This is a genomic window from Rhizobium sp. CIAT894 (assembly GCF_000172795.2).
GTDB lineage: Bacteria > Pseudomonadota > Alphaproteobacteria > Rhizobiales > Rhizobiaceae > Rhizobium.
Map to the genome: position 1 here is coordinate 196,270 of NZ_CP020950.1, position 26,170 is coordinate 222,439.

Annotated in this window: 25 protein-coding genes and 1 pseudogene; 20 read left to right on the top strand and 6 right to left on the bottom strand. The window is 58.3% G+C overall.

Features of this window, described 5'->3' with window-relative positions; all coding sequences use genetic code 11:
- Positions 1–23: 23 nt before the first annotated feature.
- The 6 genes from RHEC894_RS24950 (at position 24) to RHEC894_RS24975 (ending at position 9,570) form a co-directional block, all read left to right on the top strand.
- Entirely contained in the window at positions 24–1,127 is a 1,104-nt protein-coding gene (locus RHEC894_RS24950) for an NAD(P)-dependent alcohol dehydrogenase (RefSeq protein ID WP_085739625.1), read from the top strand.
- A gap of 12 nt (positions 1,128–1,139) precedes the next feature.
- Complete coding sequence (locus tag RHEC894_RS24955; RefSeq protein ID WP_004671505.1) at positions 1,140–1,451, top strand: antibiotic biosynthesis monooxygenase; 312 nt, start codon at positions 1,140–1,142, stop codon at positions 1,449–1,451.
- Positions 1,452–1,514: 63 nt separating this feature from the next.
- Entirely contained in the window at positions 1,515–2,780 is a 1,266-nt protein-coding gene (locus RHEC894_RS24960) for an NAD(P)/FAD-dependent oxidoreductase (protein ID WP_012489478.1), read from the top strand.
- Positions 2,781–3,076: 296 nt separating this feature from the next.
- Positions 3,077–4,042, top strand: coding sequence for an AraC family transcriptional regulator (locus RHEC894_RS24965; RefSeq protein WP_008534397.1), 966 nt, complete (start codon positions 3,077–3,079; stop codon positions 4,040–4,042).
- A gap of 292 nt (positions 4,043–4,334) precedes the next feature.
- Positions 4,335–6,596, top strand: coding sequence for a methyl-accepting chemotaxis protein (locus RHEC894_RS24970; protein WP_008534399.1), 2,262 nt, complete (start codon positions 4,335–4,337; stop codon positions 6,594–6,596).
- Between the two features lie 175 nt (positions 6,597–6,771).
- The gene (locus RHEC894_RS24975) at positions 6,772–9,570 is read left to right on the top strand and encodes a bifunctional diguanylate cyclase/phosphodiesterase (protein WP_012489479.1); all 2,799 of its coding nucleotides are present in this window, start codon (positions 6,772–6,774) and stop codon (positions 9,568–9,570) included.
- A gap of 745 nt (positions 9,571–10,315) precedes the next feature.
- Here the strand turns inward: RHEC894_RS24975 and groEL are convergent.
- Positions 10,316–10,542 (bottom strand): annotated as a pseudogene (groEL, locus tag RHEC894_RS33545) (chaperonin GroEL); the annotation flags it as partial.
- A gap of 294 nt (positions 10,543–10,836) precedes the next feature.
- On the opposite strand from groEL, the gene RHEC894_RS24985 reads away from it, so the two are divergent.
- A complete protein-coding gene (locus RHEC894_RS24985) occupies positions 10,837–11,757 on the top strand; it encodes a zincin-like metallopeptidase domain-containing protein (RefSeq protein ID WP_029875459.1) in 921 nt (306 codons plus the stop codon).
- Between the two features lie 110 nt (positions 11,758–11,867).
- Here RHEC894_RS24985 and RHEC894_RS24990 read toward each other — a convergent pair whose 3' ends face one another.
- A complete protein-coding gene (locus RHEC894_RS24990) occupies positions 11,868–12,050 on the bottom strand; it encodes a hypothetical protein (protein WP_009993909.1) in 183 nt (60 codons plus the stop codon).
- 761 nt (positions 12,051–12,811) lie between these two features.
- On the bottom strand, positions 12,812–13,183 hold the full coding sequence (locus RHEC894_RS24995; protein ID WP_012489483.1) for a hypothetical protein: 372 nt from the start codon (positions 13,181–13,183) through the stop codon (positions 12,812–12,814).
- 98 nt (positions 13,184–13,281) lie between these two features.
- Between RHEC894_RS24995 and RHEC894_RS25000 the strand changes: the two genes are divergently transcribed.
- From RHEC894_RS25000 to virB11, 13 genes are read left to right on the top strand one after another with little or no spacing between them, the layout of a single operon-like run.
- Entirely contained in the window at positions 13,282–13,818 is a 537-nt protein-coding gene (locus RHEC894_RS25000) for a hypothetical protein (protein WP_012489484.1), read from the top strand.
- Between the two features lie 3 nt (positions 13,819–13,821).
- Positions 13,822–14,463, top strand: a complete 642-nt coding sequence (locus tag RHEC894_RS25005) for a transglycosylase SLT domain-containing protein (protein ID WP_012489485.1) — start codon at positions 13,822–13,824, stop codon at positions 14,461–14,463.
- Positions 14,464–14,477: 14 nt separating this feature from the next.
- On the top strand, positions 14,478–14,777 hold the full coding sequence (locus tag RHEC894_RS25010) for a TrbC/VirB2 family protein (RefSeq protein WP_009991942.1): 300 nt from the start codon (positions 14,478–14,480) through the stop codon (positions 14,775–14,777).
- A gap of 5 nt (positions 14,778–14,782) precedes the next feature.
- Positions 14,783–15,121 (top strand): type IV secretion system protein VirB3, encoded by a 339-nt coding sequence (locus RHEC894_RS25015; protein WP_010068249.1) that lies wholly within the window; start codon positions 14,783–14,785, stop codon positions 15,119–15,121.
- Complete coding sequence (locus RHEC894_RS25020; protein WP_029875460.1) at positions 15,114–17,480, top strand: VirB4 family type IV secretion system protein; 2,367 nt, start codon at positions 15,114–15,116, stop codon at positions 17,478–17,480. The genes RHEC894_RS25015 and RHEC894_RS25020 overlap by 8 nt, the downstream gene beginning before the upstream one ends.
- The gene (gene virB5 / locus RHEC894_RS25025) at positions 17,477–18,178 is read left to right on the top strand and encodes a P-type DNA transfer protein VirB5 (RefSeq protein WP_012489487.1); all 702 of its coding nucleotides are present in this window, start codon (positions 17,477–17,479) and stop codon (positions 18,176–18,178) included. Before RHEC894_RS25020 ends, virB5 begins: the two co-directional genes overlap by 4 nt.
- Positions 18,175–18,408 (top strand): EexN family lipoprotein, encoded by a 234-nt coding sequence (locus tag RHEC894_RS25030; protein ID WP_009996882.1) that lies wholly within the window; start codon positions 18,175–18,177, stop codon positions 18,406–18,408. The genes virB5 and RHEC894_RS25030 overlap by 4 nt, the downstream gene beginning before the upstream one ends.
- 2 nt (positions 18,409–18,410) lie before the next feature.
- Positions 18,411–19,343, top strand: a complete 933-nt coding sequence (locus tag RHEC894_RS25035) for a type IV secretion system protein (RefSeq protein WP_009996881.1) — start codon at positions 18,411–18,413, stop codon at positions 19,341–19,343.
- A 39-nt stretch (positions 19,344–19,382) separates the two neighbouring features.
- Positions 19,383–19,664 (top strand): hypothetical protein, encoded by a 282-nt coding sequence (locus RHEC894_RS33550; protein WP_012489488.1) that lies wholly within the window; start codon positions 19,383–19,385, stop codon positions 19,662–19,664.
- Between the two features lies 1 nt (position 19,665).
- Positions 19,666–20,337 carry a virB8 family protein gene (locus tag RHEC894_RS25045; protein WP_029875461.1) on the top strand — a complete coding sequence of 224 codons (672 nt, stop codon included), beginning with the start codon at positions 19,666–19,668 and terminating at the stop codon, positions 20,335–20,337.
- Positions 20,334–21,191 (top strand): P-type conjugative transfer protein VirB9, encoded by an 858-nt coding sequence (virB9, locus tag RHEC894_RS25050; protein WP_009996879.1) that lies wholly within the window; start codon positions 20,334–20,336, stop codon positions 21,189–21,191. The genes RHEC894_RS25045 and virB9 overlap by 4 nt, the downstream gene beginning before the upstream one ends.
- Before the next feature lie 8 nt (positions 21,192–21,199).
- Entirely contained in the window at positions 21,200–22,372 is a 1,173-nt protein-coding gene (gene virB10, locus RHEC894_RS25055) for a type IV secretion system protein VirB10 (RefSeq protein ID WP_012489490.1), read from the top strand.
- Positions 22,373–22,380: 8 nt separating this feature from the next.
- Positions 22,381–23,409 (top strand): P-type DNA transfer ATPase VirB11, encoded by a 1,029-nt coding sequence (virB11, locus tag RHEC894_RS25060; RefSeq protein WP_012489491.1) that lies wholly within the window; start codon positions 22,381–22,383, stop codon positions 23,407–23,409.
- Between the two features lie 43 nt (positions 23,410–23,452).
- Here virB11 and RHEC894_RS25065 read toward each other — a convergent pair whose 3' ends face one another.
- The 3 genes from RHEC894_RS25065 to RHEC894_RS25075 form a co-directional block, all read right to left on the bottom strand.
- Complete coding sequence (locus RHEC894_RS25065; protein WP_010067915.1) at positions 23,453–24,025, bottom strand: PIN domain-containing protein; 573 nt, start codon at positions 24,023–24,025, stop codon at positions 23,453–23,455.
- Positions 24,015–24,461, bottom strand: coding sequence for a hypothetical protein (locus RHEC894_RS25070; RefSeq protein WP_029875463.1), 447 nt, complete (start codon positions 24,459–24,461; stop codon positions 24,015–24,017). Before RHEC894_RS25070 ends, RHEC894_RS25065 begins: the two co-directional genes overlap by 11 nt.
- Before the next feature lie 512 nt (positions 24,462–24,973).
- Positions 24,974–26,164, bottom strand: coding sequence for a DUF1173 domain-containing protein (locus tag RHEC894_RS25075; protein ID WP_012489493.1), 1,191 nt, complete (start codon positions 26,162–26,164; stop codon positions 24,974–24,976).
- Between the last annotated feature and the right edge of the window lie 6 nt (positions 26,165–26,170).

The following is a 26,170-nucleotide window of genomic DNA, read 5'->3' on the forward strand; positions in this document are numbered from 1 at the left end:
GCGGGAGAACGCAGGAGAATATAATGGTGAAGATCACTGCGGCTGTCGCCGTGAAGCCAAAGAGCCCGCTGGAATTCCGTGAACTCGAACTGGCTGACCCCGAAGGCAACGAGATCTTGGTTCGCACGGTTGCGAGCGGGATCTGCCACACGGACTTGCTGCTTCGCGACGGTATTTTTGGCCCGCCGGCACCGGTGATCCCGGGGCACGAAGGCGTCGGCGTCGTCGAGGCGGTCGGACCAGACGTTCAGAGCCTCAAAGTGGGTGATCACGTCGCACTGAGCCAGAGCTCATGCGGATTCTGCGCCGACTGCCGCCGTTCTCACCCAATGAACTGCCAAAACTATACCCAGTACAATCTTACGGGGCTTCGTCCGAATGGTAAGAAGGCATTGCTCTGCGATGAAGTTGGCATTGGCAGCAATTTCGTGGGCCAGTCGTCCTTTGCGACGCATATCCTTGCGACTGAAAACAATGCAGCGCTTTTGCCGAAAACAGACCTCGACCTTACCGACGCTGCGCCACTCGGGTGCGGCATGGCAACGGGTGCAGGAACAGTGATAAACGCGATGAAACCGGAAATAGGGTCGACGATAGCCGTTTTCGGCGCAGGTGCTGTCGGCATGGCCGCCGTGATGGCCGCCAAAGTTCGTCGGTGCAGCAAGATTATCATCATAGATCTGAATCAGCAGAGGCTAGACATGGCCATGGGGCTTGGTGCCACACATGCGATCAACGGCAAAGATCCCGACGTAGTCAACCAGATCCATGCGCTGACGGGCGGCGGTGCCGACTTCGCGATCGACGCAGTTGGCATCATTCCGGTTATTCTGAACTCGATCAAGTGCACCCGTGCCGGCGGGCACGTTGTCTTGCTTGGCCTCGACGCGCTCGGGAACGACATTCCCATCCCCCTCGATCTAATGGTGTTCAATCGCAAGATCCAGGGTGCGATCCTTGGTGATCAGATTCCACAGCTGTTCATTCCGCAGATGATGGATCTTAATCAGGCTGGGCTTTTCCCCTTCCAAAAATTGATCACCAAGTATCCCTTCGAGAAGATCAACGAAGCGATCGCGGACGCCGAAGCCGGGCGAGTGATCAAGCCGGTCGTCGTTTTCAATTAGGAGCCAGCGCAAATGACATCGAAGAAGTCAGAGGAACAGCACCTTGTCGTGGAATTCAAAACCACGTCCCAAAATCGAAATCGCGTAAAAGAACTCCTTCAGGAATTCATTGGACCCGCCCGCGAAGAGTCTGGTTGTCTCTACTACGACCTCTACCAGCGGTCGGACGATCCGAACACTTTCATCATCTTAGACGGCTGGCAGAATGAGGCGGCTGTCGTTGGCCATGGCGAACATCCTAATGTCAAGCGGGTGCTGGAGCCTCTTCTTCCACTGTTGGTGAGTCCACCGTCGATTAATGTAAATACCCGTATCAGCGACTGATCGGGCGCAATGGCCATTTCTACGAGGCGCGCGCCCCGAGCGCGCAGGTTTGAGGGAGACGAAATGGATACGCATCGAGTTGTCGTAGTCGGCGGTGGCTTTGCCGGACTCCAGTTAGCGAAGGACCTCAAGTGTCCCGACACTTCCATAACGATCGTCGACAGGCGCAACCATCACCTCTTTCAACCGCTCCTCTACCAAGTTGCCACGACTGTATTGGCAACCTCGGAGATAGCCTGGCCCATCAGAGCATTGTTCAGAGGACGAAAGGATGTATCGACGCTGCTGGGCGAGGTTGTTGGCGTTGATACCGAGGCACGCGTAGTATCGCTCAAGGATGGGAATGCTATTCCCTATGACACGCTCGTTCTCGCGACAGGTGCAAGGCACGCCTATTTTGGCCGGGACGAGTGGGAGCCGTTTGCGCCCGGGCTAAAGGCACTCGAAGACGCGACGACCATCCGGCGGCGGCTTCTTCTCGCGTTTGAGAAGGCCGAATTGGAGGCTGATCCCGAACGGCGGAAGGCAATGCTCACGTTCAGCATAATCGGAGCAGGCCCGACAGGCGTGGAGATGGCTGGGATTATAGCGCAACTGGCCCAACGAACCCTTGTTGAGGAGTTCCGTAGCATCGACACCAGATCGGCGCGCATCCTTCTCATCGAGGCAGGTCCACGTGTCCTACCCGTGTTCCCGGAGGCACTTTCGAGATATGCCGAGCAGTCGCTAATCAAGATGGGCGTCGAAGTGAGAACAGGCATTCCCGTGACGGCATGCAACGAGAACGGCATCGCGATCGGAGATGAGTTCGTTTCAAGCCGGACCGTCATCTGGGCTGCGGGGGTGCAAGCGTCGAACGCCGCCGCCTGGGTCGGTGCTGAAAAGGACAGGGCGGGTAGGGCGGTCGTGCAGCCAGATCTGACTGTTGGCGGTAAGCCCGAGATTTTTATTATTGGAGATACTGCCTCCGTGAAGGCCGCTGATGGAACACCCGTCCCCGGAGTGGCTCCCGCCGCCAAACAGCAAGGCAAATATGTCGCTTCGGTAATTGAAGCACGACGTCTGGGTATACCCACTCCAAGTGCGTTCAGATATAGGCATCTGGGAAACCTGGCTACCATCGGGCCGAATTCGGCTGTTATCGACTTTGGGAAGATCCGGCTCAAGGGCGGAATTGCATGGTGGATTTGGGGGCTTGCCCATATCTACTTCCTGATAGGTACGAGGAGCAGATTGGCAGTGGGACTAAGCTGGCTATGGATCTTTGTTTCCGGCCATCACTCCGCACGTTTGATCACGCAAAAAGAAACCTTAAAGGATGAGGTTTAGTCGCTAGCGCGAGCACGCCCGAGTCTGCTGGGCCGTGAATGGAGACCATCAAAGGCCAGACATTTGGGAATCGGTTGCGAAGCGATGGTTGGCAGCAGGTAACAATTCTGTCGGAGTTCCATATATAACAATGATTGATCTTCGCACTATCAACTTAGGCGACTTCGACTGCGTCGAATTCACGGCGAGGACTGGCCGCGACAAGTCAATTGCCCTGTCCGCCTGTCGTTAGCGATAGGCGGGCCTCATGCTTGAATACCGTTTCGGGAAGGAAGTGATGATGTGGAGAGTTGAGAGTGTCCCCCTCTAAGATTGACCATTTCTCGCTCAAAGGTACCTGCAGCGAGGAACTCGCGGCAGCGCTTTCGAGGCTTTCCCCGCAATCTGAAGCGCATGTACATGGCGATAAGACGATCGCCTACGATGTACATGCGATTACCAATGGTCCGATTGCAGTTATTGCCGCGCACTACGAGGGCGACCTAACCGTCCAGCACCGGGGACCGGCGGAGGCAAACATCATCATGCTTCCACTACATGGGCGATCGGTCGTTACCGTTGACGGCAGACAAATCCCGTCAGAGGGAACGCGGGGCGTTTTCGTGAACAGTATGTCGGCGAGTACGACCCAATTCATTGGGCCCAGGAAACATTTGGGGCTTAGGATCGCCCATGATGAGCTGACGCGCCGTTTGGGATGTCGGCTCAATACGCCAATAAGAGGCAGCCTCGATTTTTCGCCAGAAATCGACCTATCGGTCGGGTTCGGCTCCCTTTTGGTTCAACTGGTACCAGTGCTGTATGCTGGATTACGAGACGGAACCCTCCTTCAATCACCGATAGCACTTCATCACCTCACTGAAACGACGATGGAGCTTTTGATCGAAGCTGCGCAGCATCGCTACTCATCTGAGTTATGCCGCGTTGCTGAATCACCCTTACCCAAGGCCGTTAAGCGGGCGGTCGACTATATGCGTGCCAATATTACTCGGCCGCTATCTCTTGAGGAAATCGCAACGGCTTGTGGCGTAAGCCGACGCACTCTTCAAAGCGGTTTTCGCAACTTTCGGAATACGACCCCTCTGGCATTCCTGCAGCACCTACGGTTGGAATTAGTGCATCAGGAACTGATGACAGGCGAACCTGGCCTCTCGGTCACGCAGGTCGCTCTGAAATGGGGCTTCGTGCATAGAGGCAGATTTTCTGCGGACTATCGCAAGCGCTATGGGGTACTTCCCTCGGAAACATTGCGTATATCATAAGCAGATTGCGCCGACCGAGCTACGATCAGCCGGCACGCTCGACCGTCCTCAAGGCTTGCAGCAACAGCACTCTCCAGAAAAGCCGACTGCCTCGGCCCAAGATCTGTCTTGCAGATGATCCCCTGAACGCGACGATGTTCCGATCTGCGCAACGCAGTTCAAGACCACTACAGGGGTTAATCTTATAGTAATTATGCCGAGGTCATCTCACACATAGCGGTCAATGTCGCAATGTTCTGGACCGCGTCGCTAATGGAAGCCGGTGTAATTTATAGTCGTCTATGAGGAACATATGTCGAGACTGCCGCTATCTCTACTTTTAATGATTTTGGCAATTATCCCGTTGACGGCGTTCGTAATCATCGGAGTATCAACATCACTGGGATATTACCGAGAATACTCTACCTTCCGCAGCGCACAAACAACGCAGCGACTTGGGCGGGAAGGCGGATTCCTCGCCCAAGCTATAGCGGCGGAAGCGTTTGCAGGCGCCGACGTGCGTCGGGCAAAGCAAGCTGCATCGGACAGGGCTTTTACAGCGGTCTTTTCCGCTTACGACTCTTGGAAAAAGGCATTCGACGATCCGGCCATAGAACGGGCGGTACAGATCATTCGTGAAAGGCGGGACAATATCGATAGCTTCCGCCGGCGCGTCGATGACGGAACGGCTAGCGAGGCGGAGGGAGCTGTTGCTTTGCGCCCAGCTGCCCTTGCGGGCTTGGAGCTCGTCCGTCGCACTGGGGCGACTGTCAATGATTTGGATTTAGCACGCCAAATTACCGGTTTTCACGCGCTCATGCAGATCACGGAAGCTAGTTTGCTGGAGATCAGGCCCGGCCGAGCCTACGTCAAAAATTCAGCCATGTCCGTCGATCTATTTTCGTCCCTCTTACAGTCAAAAAATCTAAAGCAGCTTTATGTGCCTGCGATGCAGGAATTTCTCCCCGCCGATCTCGTCAAATCTTATGACGACTTCGAGGCCAGCGCCGCAGGCAAGTTCATCGCGGGCGTTCGCGATCAGATGTATGCAAACCAGCCGGGCGTTTCCTTCCCCCCCGAGACGTTGGATCGATGGAATGAAATCACCCAACAGCGGGCTGCTTTGTTGACCGCACTCATTATGCGCACCGGCGACGAGTTGGACGAGATGGCATTTCAGCGTTACGCCGATCTTCGCAATGCCTTTATCGGCTACTCCGGCGCCACGCTTCTGATCATGTCTACGGTACTCATTTTGTGCATTTCGGTCGTTCGGAGAATTTCAAGCTCCATTCGGACTCTGACAAGCCGAATGAAGGCACTCGCAGAAGGCGATACGTCGGCGCCGGTGCCCTTGACGATCCGACGCGACGAGATCGGGGACATGGCGCGTTGCCTTGAGTTTTTCCGCGGCGCGGCCATACAGAAAAGTAACCTGGAGACATCCGCGGAAGCTGAGCGCATTCGTTCTGACCAAGAGAAGCTGGATATTCAGGTAAGGGCGGAAAAAGAAGCAGAAGAGCGCCTCATCCGAGCGACGACGGCATTGGCAACCGGGTTGAAGCGGATGGCGGATGGAGACTTGATTTATGAAATTGAGGAGCCGTTAGCGCCACAGTTTGAAAGTTTGCGCAGGGATTTCAACGCTTCCATTCGTCAGCTCCGGGACGTGCTTGTTACCGTCGGCCATTCAGTCGAAACGGTCACGAATGGCAGCTCGGGCGTCTCGGCCGCATCTGAAAATCTTTCAAGACGCACGGAGCAGCAGGCGGCTTCGCTCGAGGAAACTGCAGCGGCGTTGGAGGAGATAACCGTCAACGTTGCATCGACCACGAAGAGGACGGCTGAGGCGCGCGGAGCCGTCCAACAGATGCGAGATCATGCGGAAATGTCCGGTCGGGTTGTACGCGATGCTATCGGCGCCATGAATCGCATTGAAAACTCCTCCAAGCAGATTTCCCAGATCATCAGCGTCATCGACGCGATCGCCTTCCAAACGAACCTCCTGGCGCTGAACGCCGGCGTCGAAGCAGCGCGTGCTGGCGACGCGGGAAAAGGCTTTGCGGTTGTTGCCCAGGAGGTCAGGGAGCTTGCACAGCGCTCAGCGACAGCGGCAAAAGAAATCAAGGATCTCATCGGCAATTCAGCTCTTGCCGTCGACGAAGGCGTAAGGCTCGTGAGTGAAACCGGATCGGGCCTGAGAACGATTGAAGAGCTTGTGCAGGATGTAAATCTTCATATGGACGCAATCGCAACGGCCTCCCAGGAACAATCGTCGGGCCTGCGCGAGATCAACGGCGCGGTCAACCATATGGACCATGCCACTCAAGAAAATGCGAGCATGGTCGCGGAGATGAATACTGCAGGATCGCACCTCGCTCAAGAGAGCCAAAGCCTAGCCGCACTGTTGAAACATTTCCACTTCAAAGACGAGAGCGGGAAGCCACAGAAGGTCACGGGCGAACTTGGGAAGAGCTTCCCGCCCGGTCAGACAATGGTTGACCGCGGAGACTATCCGATGCGCCGTGGTAACCTGGTGCTCGCGCCTTCGAATGATGATTGGCAAGCGTTCTAAATGATATGGGCGGCGTCGCCGACCACATGCAAATACACGTCTCTGATGATTCTGAATGAGAGCGATATCCCGGTGGGGTAGCGGCATGGTACTCCGCCAAATGACTTGTGCGGTCCTAACAAAATGCTGGCTTGACGCATGATTGCTCAGCCACGTGACAAAGCAGGACAGGCACATGAAACACGTACGTCAATCGGAACGCACATCCCGCCCCGAACAGCCTGTGGAAGTGCAGATGGCGACTGATGCTCAAATCGACCAGGGGCGTGGAGCCTTCCGCAACGCGGTCAATGCCAGCCCTCCGCTTGCCACGGGCACGGCCCCGCCATTTTCGGAAGCCTCCGTTGTCCGGCCATCGCACGGTCACGACGCAGATGTCGCAAGTCTGAAGCAACCGTTTGAGAAGGCTTTCCGGGCGAATCCCCGGCATCCTGCGACAAACGTCGACTTGCCATTCAACGCCGAAGAGATGTCCAGTGCCGTCGTACTCGACGCGATCCCGTTACCCGTCTTCTTCAAAAACAGAGATGGGATACACCTTGGTTGCAACAGGGCCTTCGAAAGCTTCTCCGGCCGCTCAAAGGGAGATATTATCGGAAAAACCGTTTTCGATTTGGTGCCCGCACCCATAGCCGAGACGTATGCCGCGTTGGACGAGGCGCTTTTTGCAAATGGCGGTGTTCAGCAATATGAAGCAAAGGCCACCACCGAGAATGGTGGTGTCGTTGATCTTTTACTCAGCAAGACCGCAATCACTGATATCGCTGGTAACAGGATCGGCTTGGTTGGCGCGATGTTGGACATCACAGAGCGAAAACGTGCGGAGCATGATCTCAAAGAGGCTCTTGAATTCGCAGAGGGAATTATTGCCGCCATTCCTGACGTTCTGTTCGAGGTAAATGCCGACGGTCGCTACCTGCAGGTCTGGGCAAGGAATCAGGAGATCCTGGCGCAGCGAAAAGAAGTGCTGCTCGGCAAGCTTGTCCGCGATGTGCTCCCTCCAGATCAGGCCGACATCGCTATGCTGGCTCTTGAAGAAGCCGATGAAACCGGCGCCTCCTACGGTCGTTGTGTCCGTATAGCCCTACCAAACGGCGAATCCCGTTGGTTTGAACTGTCGGTCGCAAGGCGACCAAGCAGCAATCACTCAACCGTCACTTTTCTGGTGTTATCTCGCGATATTACCGAACGAAAGCACGCCGAGGGCACGACTATTGAAGCTCGGGCTCGCCTCCTAAGTGTCCTGCAGACCATTCCGGATATGGTATGGCTGAAAGACGTAACAGGCAAATATCTGTTGTGCAATCATGCCTTCGAAGAATTGGTCGGCAAGGCAGAAGCGGAAATCGTCGGGAAAACGGATTATGACCTGTTTACTCCCGAACTCGCCCAGTTTTTTCGTGACAAGGATGAGGAGGCCATGCAAGCCGGCCGTATTCTCATCAATGAGGAACGGTTTACCGCTCACGAGGACGGTCGATCAACGCTTTTGGAGACTCGTAAGGTTCCGGTATTCACGGGGGGAAAGCTGATGGGGATCCTCGGCGTCGCCCGCGATATCACCGAACTGGACACGTCCCGTAAGAAAATCCATCAGATGGCATTCTACGATTCTCTGACCGGCCTGCCTAACCGGACACTTTTCAATGAACGGCTACGCGAGATGATCGGGGACGCGGCTTCGGCGGGCCAGCGAGCCGGGGTGATGCTGATCGACATGGACCATTTCAAAGCGATCAATGACACTATGGGACATCCCGTCGGTGACGAGTTGCTGCGGCAGGTGGCGACACGCATGAAAAAAGGCGTCCGTGCCAGCGACACCGTGGCGAGACTCGGTGGAGATGAATTTGCAGTCTTGCTGCCCAATGTTCAGGACAATGACGATTTGGCTCAAATTGCCAGCAGAATGCTTGCCGCATTCGGCGAACGCTTCATGCTTTCCGACAGGGAGATCTTTGTATCCTGCAGCATCGGGATATCGGTATTTCCAAATGACGGCGACGCTCCCGACGATTTGGTGAAATATGCGGATTCTGCGATGTATTTGGCGAAGCGCTCGGGGCGTAGCAACTTCCGCTTCTACTCAAAGGATCTCACGATTGGGGCTGAAAAGCGCCTAGCGCTAGAATCAGACCTACGCCTAGCTTTGAAACATGAGCAACTTGAACTCCATTATCAGCCAAAGGTCCTATTGGACAACGGAAAGGTGATCGGTTCAGAAGCACTGCTACGATGGCATCATCCGAAGATGGGAATGATCCCTCCGGGAGAATTCATAGGTGTCGCCGAGGAAACGGGATTGATCATCGATCTTGGACGATGGGTGCTGCATGAGGCGTGTTGCACGGCTGCCGTCATGAATGCAGATGGACTGCCCCCGCACAAGATTGCGATAAATTTGTCTCCTAAGCAGTTTCAATGCCCGCGTTTGTCGCAAACGGTGGCGGACGTATTGCAGGAAACCGGTTGTCGTGCGGAGTGGATCGAGGTTGAAATAACTGAGAGTCTCCTGCTCCATAACTGCGAGGGCGTTTCGACGACACTCTCTCAATTGCATGCGAGCGGAATTTCCATAGCGATCGATGATTTCGGCACCGGCTACTCATCTCTGAGCTATTTGGCTAACTTTCCCATTGATACCCTCAAAATTGACCGGTCATTCATCAATCGATCCGACAAGCGAAGTAGAGAACTGGTCAAGGCAATTCTCTCAATTGCGCGCTGCCTAGGGCAAAATGTAGTCGCTGAGGGCGTGGAGACGGTCGATCAAGAAAAATTCTTGGCTGAAAGCGGCTGCGCTGTGGCACAGGGGTTCTACTATAGCAAGCCCATCCCGAAGTCCGAACTTCTCGCTGCAAACGCAGTGCCCGAGTTCTCTCGCGCTGATTCCCATCTTACGCCGATGCCCGCAGAGGAAGGGGTGGCACTCATGCGCTTGCCTCCCGCATCTGTTGGGACCCGAACCGCGTGAAGCCTACGGCTAACAGCGCGCAGGATCCACGCCACCTGCGGCGCTGTTTATACCGCACTCATCCAACGGAAGCCCAAACTACTCTGGGCGATTGGATAAAACGCGGACCAATAGGAACTACTGAAAACTTCAGGTGCTTTGATGTTCCGAAATATGCAGGCCCTGTACCGAATTGCGCGACGAAACATACGTTGACGTGTTTTCGCTTTCGATTGCCATTGCAAAGACTTGCCCAGTACAATCTACTATTCTGAGTCAATATCGTCAAAAGCATAACCGTGCAAAAGCTCATCCCATTTCCCCATCCGAATAGAAATTCTGCGGATTTGAAAAGTTCAACTGCGAATTCGAATGGCTCCGGACATTTCGACATCATCCAATCGCTGAAATCGGAACTTCACGATTTGGCTAGTGCCGTAAATCAGTTGGAGGCGCTATGTGAGTCATACCGATCCCAAGCTGATACGTGCTCGCAACCTGACTGAACGACTGAGCGTCCGCGCTTGTCATCGTATTCCCTATGACCCTCTCTGGGCGTGGCGGCCAGTGGTTCGTTGAATCTTGCCAAACGTTCCCGGATCCCACCACTTCCCGAACACGGGAGCTTCAATTCGATCAACTCGAAACTTTCGGCCATTTGAACGGGTGGCGGAAAAAAAACGCCAGTGATTGCGCCGTGATTTCGTAATGGTTCTGCCTATTTGCTGAAGGCGGTCGGCCGATTGGAATGCTCCATCAGACCTCAACTTACCGGCAGCAAGGACTGCAGGTTCGATAGCTTCTTTTCGTGGATGAGGATATACGGATCCTCGAACTCTACCCGCATCTTGTCCTGGTTGGCGACGAAGTAGGGGCTGAGGTACGGGTCGAATTGCATGCGCGCGAAGACTACGAGTTTGGTCTCGGCGGTCTTGGCTTCCTCGACGAAATGGCACTCTCGTTGCTAACCTTCTCCATTGCGTCGACGAGGAACGGCCGCGCAAGGTCGATGCCACGCTTCGGGTCCATCGATTCATCCCGGACGCTCCCGCCTTGCGTAATAGACTGGATTTTTCATTTCTGCCTGGGTTTCAAACCTGTCTCGCCGTGGTGTTGCTGCATCCCGTCCTGCCCCGGCTTTTGGTCCTGCCAGGCTCGCGCTGCCCGCAACGGCTTTGCCGTCCTTCACTTCGTTGCGGCCCTGCGGGTGCTGGCCGCACTTGCAGCCTGGCTTTTGGACCGCCGTAGCAGGTCGCGATGGCCGCGACCTCGAACGGAGGTTCAGAGATGAACAGGCAGCAATCCAATCAACGATCCGATATCTACCGCCGCATCACCACCAAGATCATCGCCGATCTCAAACAGGGCGTCCGTCCATGGACCAAGCCATGGACGACGGGAGGCTGGACAGCCGAGGTCAGCCGGCCACTGCGCCACAATGGCCAACCCTACACCGGCATCAATGCTCTGCTCCTCTGGTCTGAAGCCATCGCCCGCGGCTTTGCATCACCAAGGTGGATGACGTTTCGCCAGGCAATCGAGCTCGGCGGCGCCGTCCGCAGGGGCGAAACCGGCACGACCGTCGTCTTCGCCAGCTCTTTCATCCGCGCCGAGACGACGGAGACAGGCGCCGAAATCGAACGCGACATCCCCTTCCTCAAAACCTACACCGTGTTCAACACCGACCAGATCACCGGCCTTGATGGCCTTGCCCATTCCATCGCGCCTGACCAGGATTGGATGAGCCGCATCGGTGCTGCCGGCCGCTTCTTTGCCAATACCGGCGCCCTGATCCGCCATGGAGGATCGGCGGCCTATTATGCTGCTGCCCGTGACTACATCCAGATGCCGTGCTTCGACGCTTTCCGGGACGATGCATCCTATGTCGCCGTTCTCAGTCACGAGATGACGCACTGGACCGCTGCACCGCGAAGGCTCGATCGGGATCTCAGCCGCTATGCGAAAGACAGGAGCGAACGCGCCCGCGAAGAGCTCATTGCCGAACTCGGCAGCTGCTTTCTCTGCGCCGATCTTGGTATCGTCCCCGAGCTCGAACCACGCCCCGACCATGCAAGCTATCTCGATGACTGGCTCAAGGTTCTCGGCAGCGACAAGCGTGCCATCTTTTCAGCGGCAGCTCATGCCCAGCGCGCGGTCGACTATCTGCATGACTTGCAGCCGGACCTCAACGAGGAGGAGGCGGCGTGAGCCGTCTCCTTCTTCGCCACCCGGACGCCGCCCACTGCCGCGACCCGACGGCCGGAAGCTCCTATCCCGCGAACCGGCGTCTAAAATCGTCAGGCATTGACCTCGCGCAGCTAGTGGGGCGTGTTCACCGGCATATTGAAGTGACGCGCGAAGTATTCCGACGGCGTCGTCATGCGGCCCGTGGTGAGAACCAGCGCATCCCCTCGACCGTCGATGCTGAAAATCACGCGACTGTGCAGGCTTACAACCTCCTCCGGCAGATCCTCCCTTAGCATCGCGATGGCGGAAGCCATCGTCCGCCGAGGGCGAACGAGAACGATGTCCCGCGCGAACGAGTCGTCGTGCGTAGCATCGAGAGAAGCGTTGATGACAGCGGGTCGTCGGATGATCTATTTGGAACTAGCAAAAAATATTGCTTTGATAAATTTGCGCTGACAGCTTTGGCCGCGGCCTCAACACGAGCGGGTGCCTGCAGCCGCTGGCGCGCATTGGAAAGATGGAGGCGGACGGTTTGAATGGATAAGTTTCAGTCTCCTATGGATAGCACCGTCACTATCGCCGTCGGATAAAAGCTGCAAACAACGTCTTTCCTGTTTCGTCAGATCCTGCCTGGGATTAGCGATCTCTCCGTCCAAACGCGTTGGACCCGTTCATGAAATCTGTTTTCGCTTGGCGCGTAATGCCGGATAGACACTGGAGAGCCAACCATCGGCGCCCTCACCGGTAGGTCATGTTCCAGCCGAGTTCGCCGGTGCGCAACGCGCTCCATATGCTGAGCGGCGACGGAGATAGGGAACGCACGGGCGGGGGCAGTCGGTCCCGCCTCCCTGACGGCCGCTATGCTGAGGCTCCTGCGGCTGCCCTTGTTCCGCCCTTAGCGTGTCGAGAATTCCCGAAATCCGCCTGACGGCGCCGCTATGCTGATTTCTCCGATACTCTTCATTGTTTGAGTGGAACCCGCCTGCGGGCGGGTTGCCCCCGGATCGCTGCCGGCAACCATACGATCGGGACTGCCAGATGATTCGCATCTCACTCCATTAAAGCCGAAAATCAGTCAGTTTAACCCCGCCTCCTGGCTGGTGCGGAAAGAGCTCAGCTTGCTCAGGAGGTCCTCAGAGATCTCGAATTGCCGCGCCGTCCCGCGGCCCATGGAGTTCTTCCCCATCGTCTCCACCAGCATTCCCCGCTTTACCAAAAGGTCGACCGTCTCCTTCACACCGCTGCGTGTTAGCTCGGTAATCTCAATGATATTAGAGAGTGTTAGCTTCTGGTGGGCCTGAGTCATGGTGTAGAGGATCGTCATCATGCCGATCTGCTTCAGCCTCGCCTGCGGGGTCTCGTCCTCCAGCGGATGGTCGAGGATCTCATGGAGAATAAGTCCCGAGAAGGCAAGGTTGTGCCATTGCGTTTTAATCGCGCTTGTCATGTCATTTAACTATGTTATATACGGCAGTATGAATGCGGGCAGGCGGATTGGGTCTCCCGAAACGCGATACGGCGCCATCGTCTCGAAGGATCCTGTTCATGAAAAGCCTTCTCCTGAATTCACTGCTTACGGTCTGCTTCGTTGCGCCACCCTATCTTATTTTCGGCAGTAAAGCGCGGGCCGAGGATTGGGGATGCCAGGTTATCCTATGCCTTTCCAATCCCGGCGGGCCGACGCAATATGCAGAATGCCGGCCGCCGATCCAGAAGCTGTGGCGGGAGCTTGCCGAGGGCCACTCATTCCCGACCTGTAGCGGCGTCGGTTTTCAGAGTTCGCGGCCGGTCTATGAACCCTATTATTGCGATGCGGGGTACAAGCTCACGACTGATAGCGGTCGCGGCGGTCGGCAAGCAAGCTGCGTGTCGACATCGCCGCAGCCGGTCAGCAACAGCCTCTGCTGGGATGGGAACGACTATGCTTCCCGGGACAATTCGGTCCTGTCGCCACATTGGCAGCGCGTGGACGGGCACCGCCAGTGCATGGGCTATCCGATAACGCGCCCGAATGTGCGATCGCAGCCGCACTATGTCGATGTCACCATCGACGGCGCCGGTAAACAGCGCGTTTGGTACTGACCGATGGGTGCTGCATTCGTCGAAATCGCGCAAACCTGTGCGCCGATGGTTCAGGTCGAGACGCTGGCCGGCATTGTCAGCCTTGAGAGCCGGTTTCAGCCCTTCGCCATCCGCATCAACAGCGCCCCGCCACTCGCCGCTCAACCCGCATCGAAGGCCGAAGCGATCGAGGTTGCCACGTCTCTGATTGCCGATCGCCAGGATATTCAGATCGGCCTTGGCGGTATTGGCATCGAGGCGCTCCAAAAACTGAAGCTATCCGTCGTCGACGCCTTCGATCCCTGCATGAACCTCAAGGCCACGGCTACGCTTCTCGACGGATACTACCGCGCCGCATTACGCGCGGGGGATCCGGCTCAGGCCGAAAGGGTGATGCTCCAGTCCTATTATGGCCGCGATGATCGATCCCTCGGCGCCATGGTCAAATATGACGAGCAGGTACGCCAGGAAGCAAAGCAGTTATTGCCGACGCTTGCCTCGCTCACGATTGGCGAACGAGGTGACCAGGCCGGGTCTGGCGTGCCGACGCAAGATGAGGCGCCGCCGGCGCTTGCGAAACAATCCTCCCAAACCGCTGAGGCCGCATCCTGGGATGTTTTCAGCTCAGGGCGGCGATCCACGGTTCTCGTTTTCCAGAATGATTGATCGGAGCAAAGTGAATGATCTCCAAAGCCAGTCTTCGCCCCCTTGCCGCATCCACGCTCATGGCGGCCGCCATTGTCATCTGCTTGGTCGAGCCAGCTTTCGCCCAGGCCGCCGGCATCGAAACCGTGCTGCAGAACATCGTCGACATGCTGACAGGCAATATCGCCCGTCTGCTGGCGGTCATCGCCGTCATCATCATCTGCATCGCCTGGATGTTCGGCTACATGGATTTGAGGCGGGCCGGCTTCTGGATTATCGGGATCGGCGGCATCTTTGGCGCCACCGAACTGGTCAACACCATCGTCGGGAATTGAGCGCCATGGCGAGCATTCCGATCCTCGAAGACGACACGCTGTTTCTCGCCTGCACGCGCCCGGCAATGATCGCCGGCGTGACGATGGAGGCGATGGGCGTCAACATCATGCTGACGACCATCCTTTACATCACCGCGGGATCAATCGCCTACGCGCTGGTCGGGATCGTCTTCCATGTCCTGTTTCGCGCGCTCGTCAAACACGACCACAACATGTTTCGGATCCTGATTGCGTGGATTGAAACCCGCGGCCGCTCCCGCAATGCCGCCTATTGGGGCGGGGCCACGCTCTCGCCCCTGGCGCTCATCCGACGTTATGACGAAAGGGATCTCAGCTTTGTCTAACATTGCAACGCTCCGGTCGCGCGAGCTCGGGCCGGAAACCTTCATCCCCTATGTCAGGCATGTCGACGAGACGACCATTGCGCTCGAATCCCGAGCGTTGATGACGATGATCGCTCTCGACGGCGTTTCCTTCGAGACATCAGACGTCAGGGACCTCAACGGCCTGCACCGCAGCCTGAACACGCTCTATCGCAATATCGCTGACGAGCGGCTGGCGCTCTGGACGCATGTGGTGCGCCGCCGCGACAATGCTTATCCCGAGGGACGCTTCGCCAATCCCTTCTCCGACGGTCTGAACGCGCGATACCGCGAGCGCATGGTGAGGGAAGACCTGTTTCGCAACGATCTTTACCTCACCCTTGTCTGGCATCCCGGCCGGGATCCTGCCGAAAAGGCGGCCAGGCTTCTCTCCCGGCTGCGCAAGGCCCGCCGATCCGATACCGAGCTCGACGGGCAGGCTCTGAAGCATCTGCGTGACCGCGTGGCGGATGTCGTCGCCGGCCTGCAGCGCTTCGAGCCGCGGCTGCTCACCCTCCACGAACAGGACGGGATCCTTTTCTCCGAGCCGAGCGAAGTGCTCCACCAGATCGTCGGCGGCCGGCGGGAGCCGATCCCATTGACGGAGGGACGAATTTCCTCGGCAATCTATTCCGACCGGGTCATTTTCGGGCGTGAGACCGTCGAGATCCGTCACGAGGCCGACAGCCGCTATGCCGGCATGTTCGGCTTCAAGGAATATCCGGCGACGACGCGCAGCGGCATGCTCGACGCTATCCTGACCGCACCTTTCGAGCTCATCCTGACGCAGTCCTTCGCCTTCACCTCAAAGGCAGATGCCCGAACGATCATGGGCCGCAAGCAGAACCAGATGGTCAGCGCCGGCGACAAGGCGGCTTCGCAGATCGAGGAACTCGGCGAGGCGATGGACGATCTCGAATCCAATCGCTTCGTTTTCGGGGAACATCACCTTGCGCTTGCCGTCTTCGCGCCTTCGGTCAAGGAGCTGACCGATCACATGGCGAAGGCGCGCGCCTATCTCACCAGCGGCGGCGCGGTCGTCGCCCGCGAGGATCTCGGGCTCGAGGCCGCCTGGTGGGCGCAATTGCCGGGCAATTTCCGCTATCGCGCGCGCTCGGGAGCGATCACGTCGCGCAACTTCGCAGCCCTGGCGCCCTATCATTCCTATCCGGCGGGCAAGAAGGACGGCAACGAGTGGGGACCGGCCGTCGCCATGCTCAAGACCGCGTCCGGCTCACCCTTCTATTTCAATTTCCACCACGGCGACCTCGGCAACACTTTCGTCTGCGGCCCGTCGGGTGCGGGCAAGACGGTGCTGTCGAACTTCATGCTGTCGCAGCTCGAAAAGCACGATCCTCATATGGTCTTCTTCGACAAGGACCGCGGCGCCGATCTCTTCGTACGCGCAGCCGGCGGTACTTATCTGCCGCTGAGGAATGGTGTCGCCACCGGCTGCGCGCCGTTGAAAGCACTGGAATTCACTGCGGAAAACAAAGTATTCCTAACCGGTTGGATCACCAAGCTGGTCCGATCCGGATCTGGCGAATTGTCGATCACCGAGTTGCGCGACATCACCTCGGCGATCGACGGGGTGGCGGACCTGCCGGTGGAGCGTCGCTCCATCGGCGCCCTGCGCACCTTCCTCAACAATACCGATCCCGAGGGCATTGCCGCACGTCTGCGACGGTGGGAGAGGGGCGGGCCGCTTGGTTGGGTCTTCGACAACGAGGCTGACGATATCGGTATCGGCGCCAGGTTCATCGGCTACGACATGACCGATTTCCTCGACAATGAGGAGATCCGCACCCCGTTGATGGCCTACCTGTTCTATCGCATCGAGCAGCTGATCGACGGGCGTCGCATCATCATTGTCATCGACGAGTTCTGGAAGGCGCTGCAGGATGAAGGCTTTCGTGATCTCGCCCAGAACAAGCTCAAGACGATCCGCAAGCAGAACGGTCTCATGTTGTTTGCGACCCAGAGCCCGCGCGATGCCATCGTCTCGCCGATCGCCCACACGATCATCGAGCAGTGCCCGACCCAGATCTTTCTTCCGAACCCGCGCGGCGACCGCGCCGACTATGTCGACGGCTTCAAGCTGACCGAGCGCGAATTCGAGCTCGTCTCGCGCGAGCTCTCCGTCGAGAGCCGCCGCTTCATCGTCAAGCAGGGGCACAACAGCGTCGTCGCCGAGCTGAACCTCAACGGCTTCGACGACGAACTCGCCATCCTCTCCGGCCGGACGGCCAATGTCGAGCTTGCCGATGCCATCCGATTGGAGATCGGCGAGGGACGGGAGGACTGGCTTGCCGTGTTTCACCAGAGGAGGAAGACAGCATGATCCGAACAGGAACGATGCGGCCGTTGTTTGTATCGGCCGCTCTTTTGGCGTCGGCGATGCTGGCATCGGCCCAAGGCATCCCCGTCATCGATCAGACATCGATCGCTAAGCAGATCGAGAGCATCACGCAGCTGAAGTCCCAGCTCGACACCTTGAACCAGCAGCTCCAGCAGGCCCAGCAGCTCTACGGCTCGCTGAACAAGATCACCAACATGGCCGACGTCGCCAATCTGCTGAACGATCCGTCGATCCGCAAGGCGCTTCCACAGGAGTTTAACGCGATCGAGGGGCTGCTCAAAGGTTCCGGCAGCGGCGTCTTCGGCAGTTCCGCTTCGAAATTCCGCCAGGACAACTCCAGCTATCGCACCGATGCCGACGATTTCTATGCGCAGGAGTTGTCGCGCATCCAGAACCAGAACGCCGGGCAGATGAGCCTCGGCCAGCAGATCTACGATGCAGCGACCAAGCGCATCGACGGCATCGATGAGCTTCGCCAGAAAATCTCCAGTGCTGCCGACGCCAAGGACATCGCCGATCTGCAGGCCCGCCTCCAGGCCGAGACCGCCTTCCTGCAAACCGACGTCCTGCGCATGCAGGGCCTGCAGATGGTCCAGCAGGCCCAGGTGCAGGTCGACGACCAACGCAAGGCCGAGGACTGGCGCAAGCGCATGGACACGATGGGAGCGGCGCTCAAATGAGGTGGTTTCTTTCCGGCACGGCCATGCTTTTACTGGCGGCCTGCTCCCCACAGGCGGATAAGATTTACACCGTCGATGAGCTCATGGCGGACGATGCTCTGCTCGCTAGGATTATCGGCGAATGCCGTAACAATCCCGGAGAACTCCGCGATACGCCCAATTGCCGCAACGCCGAGGCAGCCGACGGCAAGCTGCGGCTGGAGCGGATGGGCAAATCGTTGGGAGGCTGACGATGTATCAGGTCTTCAGCTTCGTCGACGGACAGTTCAAGACACCGCTCGAAAATTTCATTTCCTCCGGCACCTCAAATATCGCCAGCTGGGTCAGCGGCCCGCTGACGGCGGCACTCACCCTCTATGTCGTGCTCTACGGTTATCTCGTTCTGCGCGGCTCCGTGCAGGAACCGATCCTCGAATTCGCCTTCCGGGCGATGAAGCTCGCCATCATCGTCATGCTGGTGAGGAACGCCGGCGACTATCAGACCTACGTCACCAATATCTTTTTCGATGCGCTGCCGCGCGAAATCTCGCAGGCGCTGAATTCGGGCACGGCGCCGAGCGCGTCGACCTTCGACAGCCTGCTCGATAAGGGCCAGAAATGCGCCAAAGAGATATGGTCGCGGGGCTCCTGGCCTATCGATATCGTCACCGGCGTGGGCGGCCTACTGGTTATCGGCGCAAGCTTTCTTGTCGCGGCGATCGGTTATATAGTTTCGCTCTATGCCCGGCTGGCGCTTGCCATCGTGCTGGCAATAGGTCCGATCTTCATCGCGCTCGCCATGTTCCAGTCGACCCGCCGATTCACGGAATCCTGGATCGGCCAGCTCGTCAATTTCGTCATCCTTCAGGTCTTGGTCGTTGCCATCGGCTCGCTGCTGATCACCTGCATCGATACGACGTTTACGGCGATCGAAAGCTATAGCGACGTGCTGATGCGGCCGATCGCGCTCTGCGCCATTTGCGTTGCCGCCCTCTACGTCTTCTACCAACTGCCCGGCATTGCTTCGGCTCTTGCGGCGGGCGGGGCGTCGCTCACCTACGGCTACGGCGCCGCCCGCGATGCGCATGAAAGCACGCTCGCCTGGGCGACATCCCGCACAGTGAGAGCGGCCGGCCGCGGCGCGCGTTCCGTCGGCCGCCGCCTGACTCCAGGCCGGACCGAATGACGGTCACCAACGCTTCAGACAATTGAACAGGTTTTTTGGATGCTCCGAATCGTTTTGTCGTTTTTGCTGACCGCCGGTCTCGTAGGCTGCGGTTCGATGTCCCACCCGCTACCCAAATGTGATGGTTATTCCCGCCGGCCGTTGAACCGCGCCATGTGGCAATGGCAGGACAGTGGAGGCGAGCAGCCGGCGACCCGGGCCGTTCCCGCTGAGCCGACCAGTCACGCCGCTGCCTATGTGCAGGAGCCGTCCTCAGTTACGCCGGCCGCTTTCGCGCATTTCGATGTCGCGGGCTCCTACCGTCCATGCGAGGGCGAGTGACATGGTGACCACGGATAACCTCAAAAGTTACTTCGACAAGGCCCGCCGGTTCGATCAGGACCGGATGATCCAGGTCGAGCGTTCCGCCCGCATTGCCTGGTTCGTCGCTGTTTGCGCGAGCATCCTTGCTGCCGTTTCAGTCTTTGCTGTTGCCGGCCTCACGCCTTTGAAAACCGTCGAGCCCTTCGTCGTGCGGGTCGACAATTCCACCGGCATCGTCGATGTGGTCTCGGCGCTGACATCCACCGCCGGCACCTACGACGAGGCCGTCACCAAATATTTCGCGGCCAAATATGTCCGCGCCCGCGAAGGCTATGTCTGGAGTGAAGGCGAGGAGAACTTTCGCACTGTCGCGTTGCTATCGACGCAGCCGGAGCAGACTCGATTTGCCACAGTCTACCGCGGCAGCAATCCCGATTCCCCGCAGAACATTTATGGCCGCAGCGCCACGTCGCGGATCAACATTGTTTCCATCTCGCTGATCAACGCCAATGTGGCATCCGTCCGCTATATGAGGACCGTGACCCGCGGTGACGAGGTGCGCACCACGCACTGGGTTGCGACCCTGACCTTCTCCTATGCCAACGCTCCGATGTCCTCGACCGACCGGCTGACCAATCCGCTCGGCTTCGTCGTCAGCGAATATCGCGCCGATCCGGAGGCCATCAATTGAGACCGCACTTTCTCCTTCCGCTCATCCTGGCCACCGGGTTTTCGTCTGCAGCGCTCGCCCTCGAGACGCCGCGCGGCGCCGCGCAGGACAGCCGCATCCGTTTCGTCGACTACCAGCCCTATAACATCACCAAAGTCGTCGGCACGCTGCGGTCTTCGGTGCAAATCGAATTCGCCGCCGACGAGGAAATCGCTCATGTGGCGCTTGGCAACAGCGTTGCTTGGGAAGTGGCGCCGGCCGGCAACATCCTGTTCCTGAAGCCCAGGGAAAATCAGCCGGTGACGAATATCTCGGTCGTGACGACACGACGGGACGGCTCGACCCGCAGCTATCAGATGGAACTCACCGTCCGCGACGGCAGCGTCGAAGCCGGTCAGAACACCTATTTCTATGTAAAATACCGCTATCCCGCTGATGAGGCGGAGCGGCGCCGGCAGGAAGCAGCTGCGCGCGCGCAGGCGGCACAGGCCGGCGAGGCAGATCGCGTGCTTGCCCTTCACGAAGCTTATGGACCGCGCAACTGGCGTTATTCGGCGCAAGGGTCCCAGGCGCTCGAACCGCAAGCGGTCTATGACAACGGCAAGGTCACCACCTTCGCCTTTGCCGGCAACCAGGAAATGCCGGCGATCTATATGGAAAACTCCGACGGCAGCGAAAGCCTGGTTCCGAAGTCAGTCGACGGCAATCTCGTCCTCGTTCACGCGATCAGCCGCAAGTTCATACTGCGCCGTGGCGGCGACGTGCTTTGCGTCTTCAACGAAGCCTACGATCGCGTCGGCACCAATCCCGAGACCAACACGACGTCACCATCGGTCGAGCGCGTCGTCAAAGTGCCGCCCGGCGCGGCGCAATAGGAGGTAACATGGCCGAGGAAGAGATTACCCAGATTCCGGGCGAGCGCGCCGAGACGTCGGCCGGCGGCCGGCTCGACAATAACCCGATCCTCAAACGCGGCGCTGTCGCCTTGGCGATCGTCGTCTTTGTCGCGTTCGCTCTCTGGTCGATGCGAGGGCAGGACAAGCCGTCAGACGGTGCCGAGCAGCAGCGCGTTGTCATCCGGCAGACATCGGATTTCGAACCGGCGAAGGAGCCACAGCCGGTGGCGACACCGCCGCAGGTCCAGCTCCCGACGCCTGTCGCCGCCGAGCAGGCGCCGACCGACGGCGACAAGCTGCTCGATGCGGCCCGCCGTGCGCCGGTCATCGCCTATGGCGGCGAGAAATCGCCGGCAACGCGGCGGCAGGATCAGGGCGAGGCGTCGGATCAGGCCTCGAATTATGTGCCGCTCGGCAACAATCAAGCAGACCTCGGCTCGCAGGGCGAAAACGAGGACCAGCACTTCAACCGCTTGCTGACGCCGACGCAACTGCAGGGATCGCGTGCCGGCACGTTGGGCAATCGTGATTTCATCGTCGCCATGGGGACATCCATTCCCTGCGTTCTCGAGACCGCGCTCTCCTCCGATCAGCCGGGGTTCACGAGCTGCGTCATCAACCGGGACGTTCTTTCAGATAACGGCCGCGTTGTGCTGATGGAAAAAGGCACGCAGATTGTCGGTGAATATCGCGGCGGAATTCGGCGTGGACAAAAGCGTCTGTTCGTCCTCTGGAGCCGGGCGAAGACACCGAAAGGCGTGATCATCACTTTGGCGTCGCCTGCAACCGATGCGCTCGGCCGCGCCGGCATCGACGGCTATGTCGACACCCATTGGTGGGAGCGGTTTGGCAGCGCAATGCTCCTGTCGATTGTCGGCGATGCCAGCTCCTACGCAAGCAGCCGGCTGCAGGACGGTGATGTCAACGCGCAAAACACCGCCAGCGCCGGTCAGCAGGCAGCGGCGATCGCCGTCGAGCAGTCGATCAACATTCCGCCGACGCTCATGAAACATCAGGGCGAGCTCGTTTCGATCTTCGTGGCGCGCGATCTCGATTTCTCCAGCGTCTATCGGCTTCGCGTGACGGAGCCCCGCAATCGCGTCTATGACCGCGCCGTGCTTGGGGATTTCGGCCCCTCCTCGAAGCTCGTGACAAAATAGGTTCGGCAATGACTGAAGCTGCCGACTCCGGCGTCGTGCGAGAACTGCTTTCGCCGCTATCACGCTTCCTGCGCGACAAGACGCTCTATGAGGTCATCGTCAACCGGCCGGGGCAGGTCGTCACGGAGGGTAGGGAGGGATGGCAGACTTATGAGATGCCCGAACTCTCTTTCGACAGGTTGATGCGTCTCGCCCGCTCGGTCGCGAGCTTCTCCAATCAGTCGATCGACGAGACGCGACCGATCCTGTCGGCGACCTTGCCGGATGATGAGCGAATTCAGATCGTCATCCCGCCGGCAACGACGAAGGGAACCGTCAGCATCACCATCCGTAAGCCATCCTCCGTGTCGTTGACCCTGGAGGATCTCGATCATGGGGGATTGTTCGCCGATGTTGTGCCGGCCCAAGACGACGGGCGACGATCAGACCATAGGCTGTTGGAATACTATCGCATCGGTGCCTACAAGGCGTTTCTCCGGGAGGCGGTGTTTGCAAGAAAGAACATCATCATCTCCGGCGCCACCGGGTCGGGAAAAACAACTCTATCGAAAGCGCTGATCCGCCACATTCCGCAAAGCGAGCGGATTATTTCGATCGAAGACACTCCCGAGCTGGTGGTCCCGCAGCCCAACCATGTTCGGCTCCTTTACTCCAAAGGCGGGCAGGGGCTCGCCAAGGTCGGCGCGAAGGACCTGCTCGAATCCTGCCTGCGCATGCGGCCCGACCGCATTTTGCTGCAGGAGCTGCGGGACGGGACGGCATTCTACTACATCCGCAATGTCAACTCCGGCCATCCTGGCTCCATCACCACGGTCCATGCCGACTCGGCCCGCCTCGCTTTTGAGCAGCTGACTTTGCTGGTCAAGGAGTCGGAGGGTGGTGGGGACCTCGAACGGCACGACATCCGCGAGATGCTGACGATCGCGGTCGACATCATCATCCAATGCAAGCGGATCGACGGCCGGTTTCGGGTGAGCGAGATCTACTATCGAGACGTCGCGACTGACCTCGGCCGCTCTTCGTCGGATCGAGCTTAACGGGTTGCGTCCGGGCCTCTAACAATTCTGTCGGTCTCGACCGTCAGTCCAATTGTGCGGCCTTGTCATGCAGGACCACTGAAAACGCGCGGAGCCCCTGATGGTCCAGTGCATCAATGAATTCGTGAACCGCCGGCACCGTCTTGCGTAAATTCAAACGGGCGCGCCTGATGCTGTCGATCAATGCGCTCGAAAAGGTGGAATGGAGGCCCACGAGGAAATTGTCTGGCGATACGCAGGTCACCCCATGAGGCCGAAGGTCCGCGGCTGGGAAATCCTTGAGATTCCCCGTGACAATCACAGAAGCCTTTCCGGCGATGGCTACAGCCAAACCATGACGATCATCCGGACCCGGTAGCGAGAGGTCGGGGATGAGAATTCGATGGTTGCCGACATCGGCATCGGGCAAAACGTCCTTGATCCGATCACGGGTCGCTTCCAGAAGGGTATCTCGGGTGAGCCGAATGGCCAGATTGCGAATCCACTCGGCGTGGATGTCGTCGGTCCGGCGTGCGTCGACGAGACCGTCGAAAGCACACTGGACCAAGACATTACGCAAATGGAAAGGGTAGAGGACGCAGGCATCATAGACCGCAACAGGCGGCTTAGAGGCCATGATTGACGATCAGATCCTCTGTGTCCTCGGCCAGCGCGTCGAGGCTTTCCTGGCGAGCATCGAGCTTGGCCTTGAGCGCGAGAACATCCTTCAACTTGGCTCGGCGGTGCTTGCCGACATAGCGGAAGGGCAGATCGCCGCGATCCATGCGCAGCACCACGAGAGGACGTGAGATGCCGAGGATGGTGGAGGCGTCGGTCGGACTCAATTCCTGATCTTCCGTGAGCACGGCAACGCGCTTACCGCGCAACAGATGATCGAGGAGTGCCTCGACAGGCGCGAGAGCCGAGGCAGGGAGAAAAAGGGTTTGAAGTTGTCCACCTTCACGGCGAATCCGTAGTTCCAGTTGGTCGCCCTCCGCCAGATTTGGCATAGGCGCGACGGCCTTGCGGTCGCGATCAGACAACTTGGTAAATTGAAGAACATGGCTGGTCATGGCGAACACCTCTGACCATGAATATAGGGCAAGTCGCTCATAACTGCAATAACTGAAATGTCTTCCCCTTTCCATCTCCGATTTCCGGGTGCCATAGGAGCGCGCGGCGAACGAGCTCGACCCGCCAACTTGAAGCGTGGGTTACCGCCAACGGCAAGCGCTCCGCTTCCGATGTGATCGTGCAATGCAAAGGGGCCGCCTCACCAACTATGCAGAAAAATAGGGCCGCTGGAAAACCAGGGCCCTTTAAGGTGTGAAGGTCAATAACCTCCAGAGGGGAACAGCTGATACGATGGCACTGGGAGGAAAACCATCGACTGCATCAACTGGAGACAATATGCTCATATTTTGACCGCTTGGTAAAACATTTTTTGTGCAGTGCAGCTATGCAGAAATGGCAGAGAGTTCTCTGGGCCGATTTGACCGGGATATAGCTTCACGCATTCGAAATCGCCCGGGCGATGGCTTCCTTTTAGGGCGCCTACGTCGCTGACCAAGGAGGCTGGTGTGGATCATGGCAGCCGCGGCATTTCGCCGTCGGCCACACGCCAGATCCACGGCGTCATCTCGGCTCTCGCGGCGATCATCTCATTCAGTGCAACGTCATAGTCTTCGTCGGCCTTCGTCGGAACGATGAACATGGCGATCGGCGCTGGCTTTGCCTCCGGTAAGGTCACGGAGGCAATCGGCTGGTCGCGCGAAAGATCGAACCGGAGTCCTTTCACGCTTCTTCGCTTCAGGCTTGAGAGCCGCTCCAGGAGACGCTGTTCATGGATGGTTTCGAACGGGATCCAGTTCTCGTTGACCACCATCAGCGCCACTTCCTCGACCGAAGCTATCCCCGCTCCCGAAATGCCGAACGTGGCGATGACGATGAGATGAAACCCCTCGTTGGATCGCCACAGTTCCAGTTCGGTTTCATATCGGGCATTCAACCGTTTCCACGCACCCTCATCGAGCATGAAGGGGAAAGGCAGGTGGCGCACCAGCATCTTCTGGCCATCGCGCGCTGAGGAAAATTCCTTTACCTCTCCGACGGTCATCATCAGTTTCCGCGGACCGGGACCGGTTAACTGGGCACCGGCCAACATAGCCGCACGCCGCGCTGAAATCCCCTCTTTGTCGTCCTGATGAAACACTTCCGGGACAAACAAGATATCGCTGAGAGGGCCGCCGCGGACGATCATCTGCTTTGCCGCGTTCACCAGACTGCTGCGCACGCGCCCCCAGCCGCGTTTCCCGGCCCATAGCGAGGTCCATTCCGTCAGCTCCCCCATGTCCCAGAGATAATGGAGCATCGCCCTGAGCGAGAGCTTCTTGGGCTCGCTTCGCACAGTCTCCGACGGCTCCGAAGGCGATGTCGACGTCGATCGGCCCCCTCGTTTCGACAGCGAAAAATCGAGTTTCAGCGTTGCCGCACCGGTCGCCGCGTCGATTTGGATGGCGTTGCCGATCAACGGCCCGAGGCCGGATAGCTCATACGGCGGGTCGTAAGACGAGCAGCCGGGATCATGCTGCCGGCCTGAGAGCGGCATGCGTTTGATCAGGAATTGGCCATCCATCCGGGCAATGTACATCGGCACCGGCGGTTGCCGACACGGGCAAAATGGCCTGAGCTTCTGTTCGTAAGCGCGTTCGAGCTGCGGCAGAAACTCTGGAGAACTGTCGTCGAACGCCTGGTTGCCGATCAAAAACTGTCGCACGTCGTT

What these genes read in the sequence shown, in the direction of transcription:
- RHEC894_RS25015 (WP_010068249.1), top strand. Translation starts at nt 14,783, where the DNA reads ATGGCGAGCATTCCGATCCTCGAAGACGACACGCTGTTTCTCGCCTGC.
- RHEC894_RS25000 (WP_012489484.1), top strand. Translation starts at nt 13,282, where the DNA reads ATGAAAAGCCTTCTCCTGAATTCACTGCTTACGGTCTGCTTCGTTGCG.
- RHEC894_RS25045 (WP_029875461.1), top strand. Translation starts at nt 19,666, where the DNA reads ATGGTGACCACGGATAACCTCAAAAGTTACTTCGACAAGGCCCGCCGG.
- virB5 (WP_012489487.1), top strand. Translation starts at nt 17,477, where the DNA reads ATGATCCGAACAGGAACGATGCGGCCGTTGTTTGTATCGGCCGCTCTT.
- RHEC894_RS24975 (WP_012489479.1), top strand. Translation starts at nt 6,772, where the DNA reads ATGAAACACGTACGTCAATCGGAACGCACATCCCGCCCCGAACAGCCT.
- RHEC894_RS24970 (WP_008534399.1), top strand. Translation starts at nt 4,335, where the DNA reads ATGTCGAGACTGCCGCTATCTCTACTTTTAATGATTTTGGCAATTATC.
- RHEC894_RS25005 (WP_012489485.1), top strand. Translation starts at nt 13,822, where the DNA reads ATGGGTGCTGCATTCGTCGAAATCGCGCAAACCTGTGCGCCGATGGTT.
- virB11 (WP_012489491.1), top strand. Translation starts at nt 22,381, where the DNA reads ATGACTGAAGCTGCCGACTCCGGCGTCGTGCGAGAACTGCTTTCGCCG.
- RHEC894_RS24955 (WP_004671505.1), top strand. Translation starts at nt 1,140, where the DNA reads ATGACATCGAAGAAGTCAGAGGAACAGCACCTTGTCGTGGAATTCAAA.
- RHEC894_RS24990 (WP_009993909.1), bottom strand. Translation starts at nt 12,050, where the DNA reads ATGGCTTCCGCCATCGCGATGCTAAGGGAGGATCTGCCGGAGGAGGTT.
- RHEC894_RS24985 (WP_029875459.1), top strand. Translation starts at nt 10,837, where the DNA reads ATGAACAGGCAGCAATCCAATCAACGATCCGATATCTACCGCCGCATC.
- RHEC894_RS24960 (WP_012489478.1), top strand. Translation starts at nt 1,515, where the DNA reads ATGGATACGCATCGAGTTGTCGTAGTCGGCGGTGGCTTTGCCGGACTC.
- RHEC894_RS25030 (WP_009996882.1), top strand. Translation starts at nt 18,175, where the DNA reads ATGAGGTGGTTTCTTTCCGGCACGGCCATGCTTTTACTGGCGGCCTGC.
- RHEC894_RS24950 (WP_085739625.1), top strand. Translation starts at nt 24, where the DNA reads ATGGTGAAGATCACTGCGGCTGTCGCCGTGAAGCCAAAGAGCCCGCTG.
- RHEC894_RS25035 (WP_009996881.1), top strand. Translation starts at nt 18,411, where the DNA reads ATGTATCAGGTCTTCAGCTTCGTCGACGGACAGTTCAAGACACCGCTC.
- RHEC894_RS25065 (WP_010067915.1), bottom strand. Translation starts at nt 24,025, where the DNA reads ATGGCCTCTAAGCCGCCTGTTGCGGTCTATGATGCCTGCGTCCTCTAC.
- RHEC894_RS33550 (WP_012489488.1), top strand. Translation starts at nt 19,383, where the DNA reads ATGCTCCGAATCGTTTTGTCGTTTTTGCTGACCGCCGGTCTCGTAGGC.
- RHEC894_RS25010 (WP_009991942.1), top strand. Translation starts at nt 14,478, where the DNA reads ATGATCTCCAAAGCCAGTCTTCGCCCCCTTGCCGCATCCACGCTCATG.
- RHEC894_RS25070 (WP_029875463.1), bottom strand. Translation starts at nt 24,461, where the DNA reads ATGACCAGCCATGTTCTTCAATTTACCAAGTTGTCTGATCGCGACCGC.
- virB10 (WP_012489490.1), top strand. Translation starts at nt 21,200, where the DNA reads ATGGCCGAGGAAGAGATTACCCAGATTCCGGGCGAGCGCGCCGAGACG.
- RHEC894_RS24995 (WP_012489483.1), bottom strand. Translation starts at nt 13,183, where the DNA reads ATGACAAGCGCGATTAAAACGCAATGGCACAACCTTGCCTTCTCGGGA.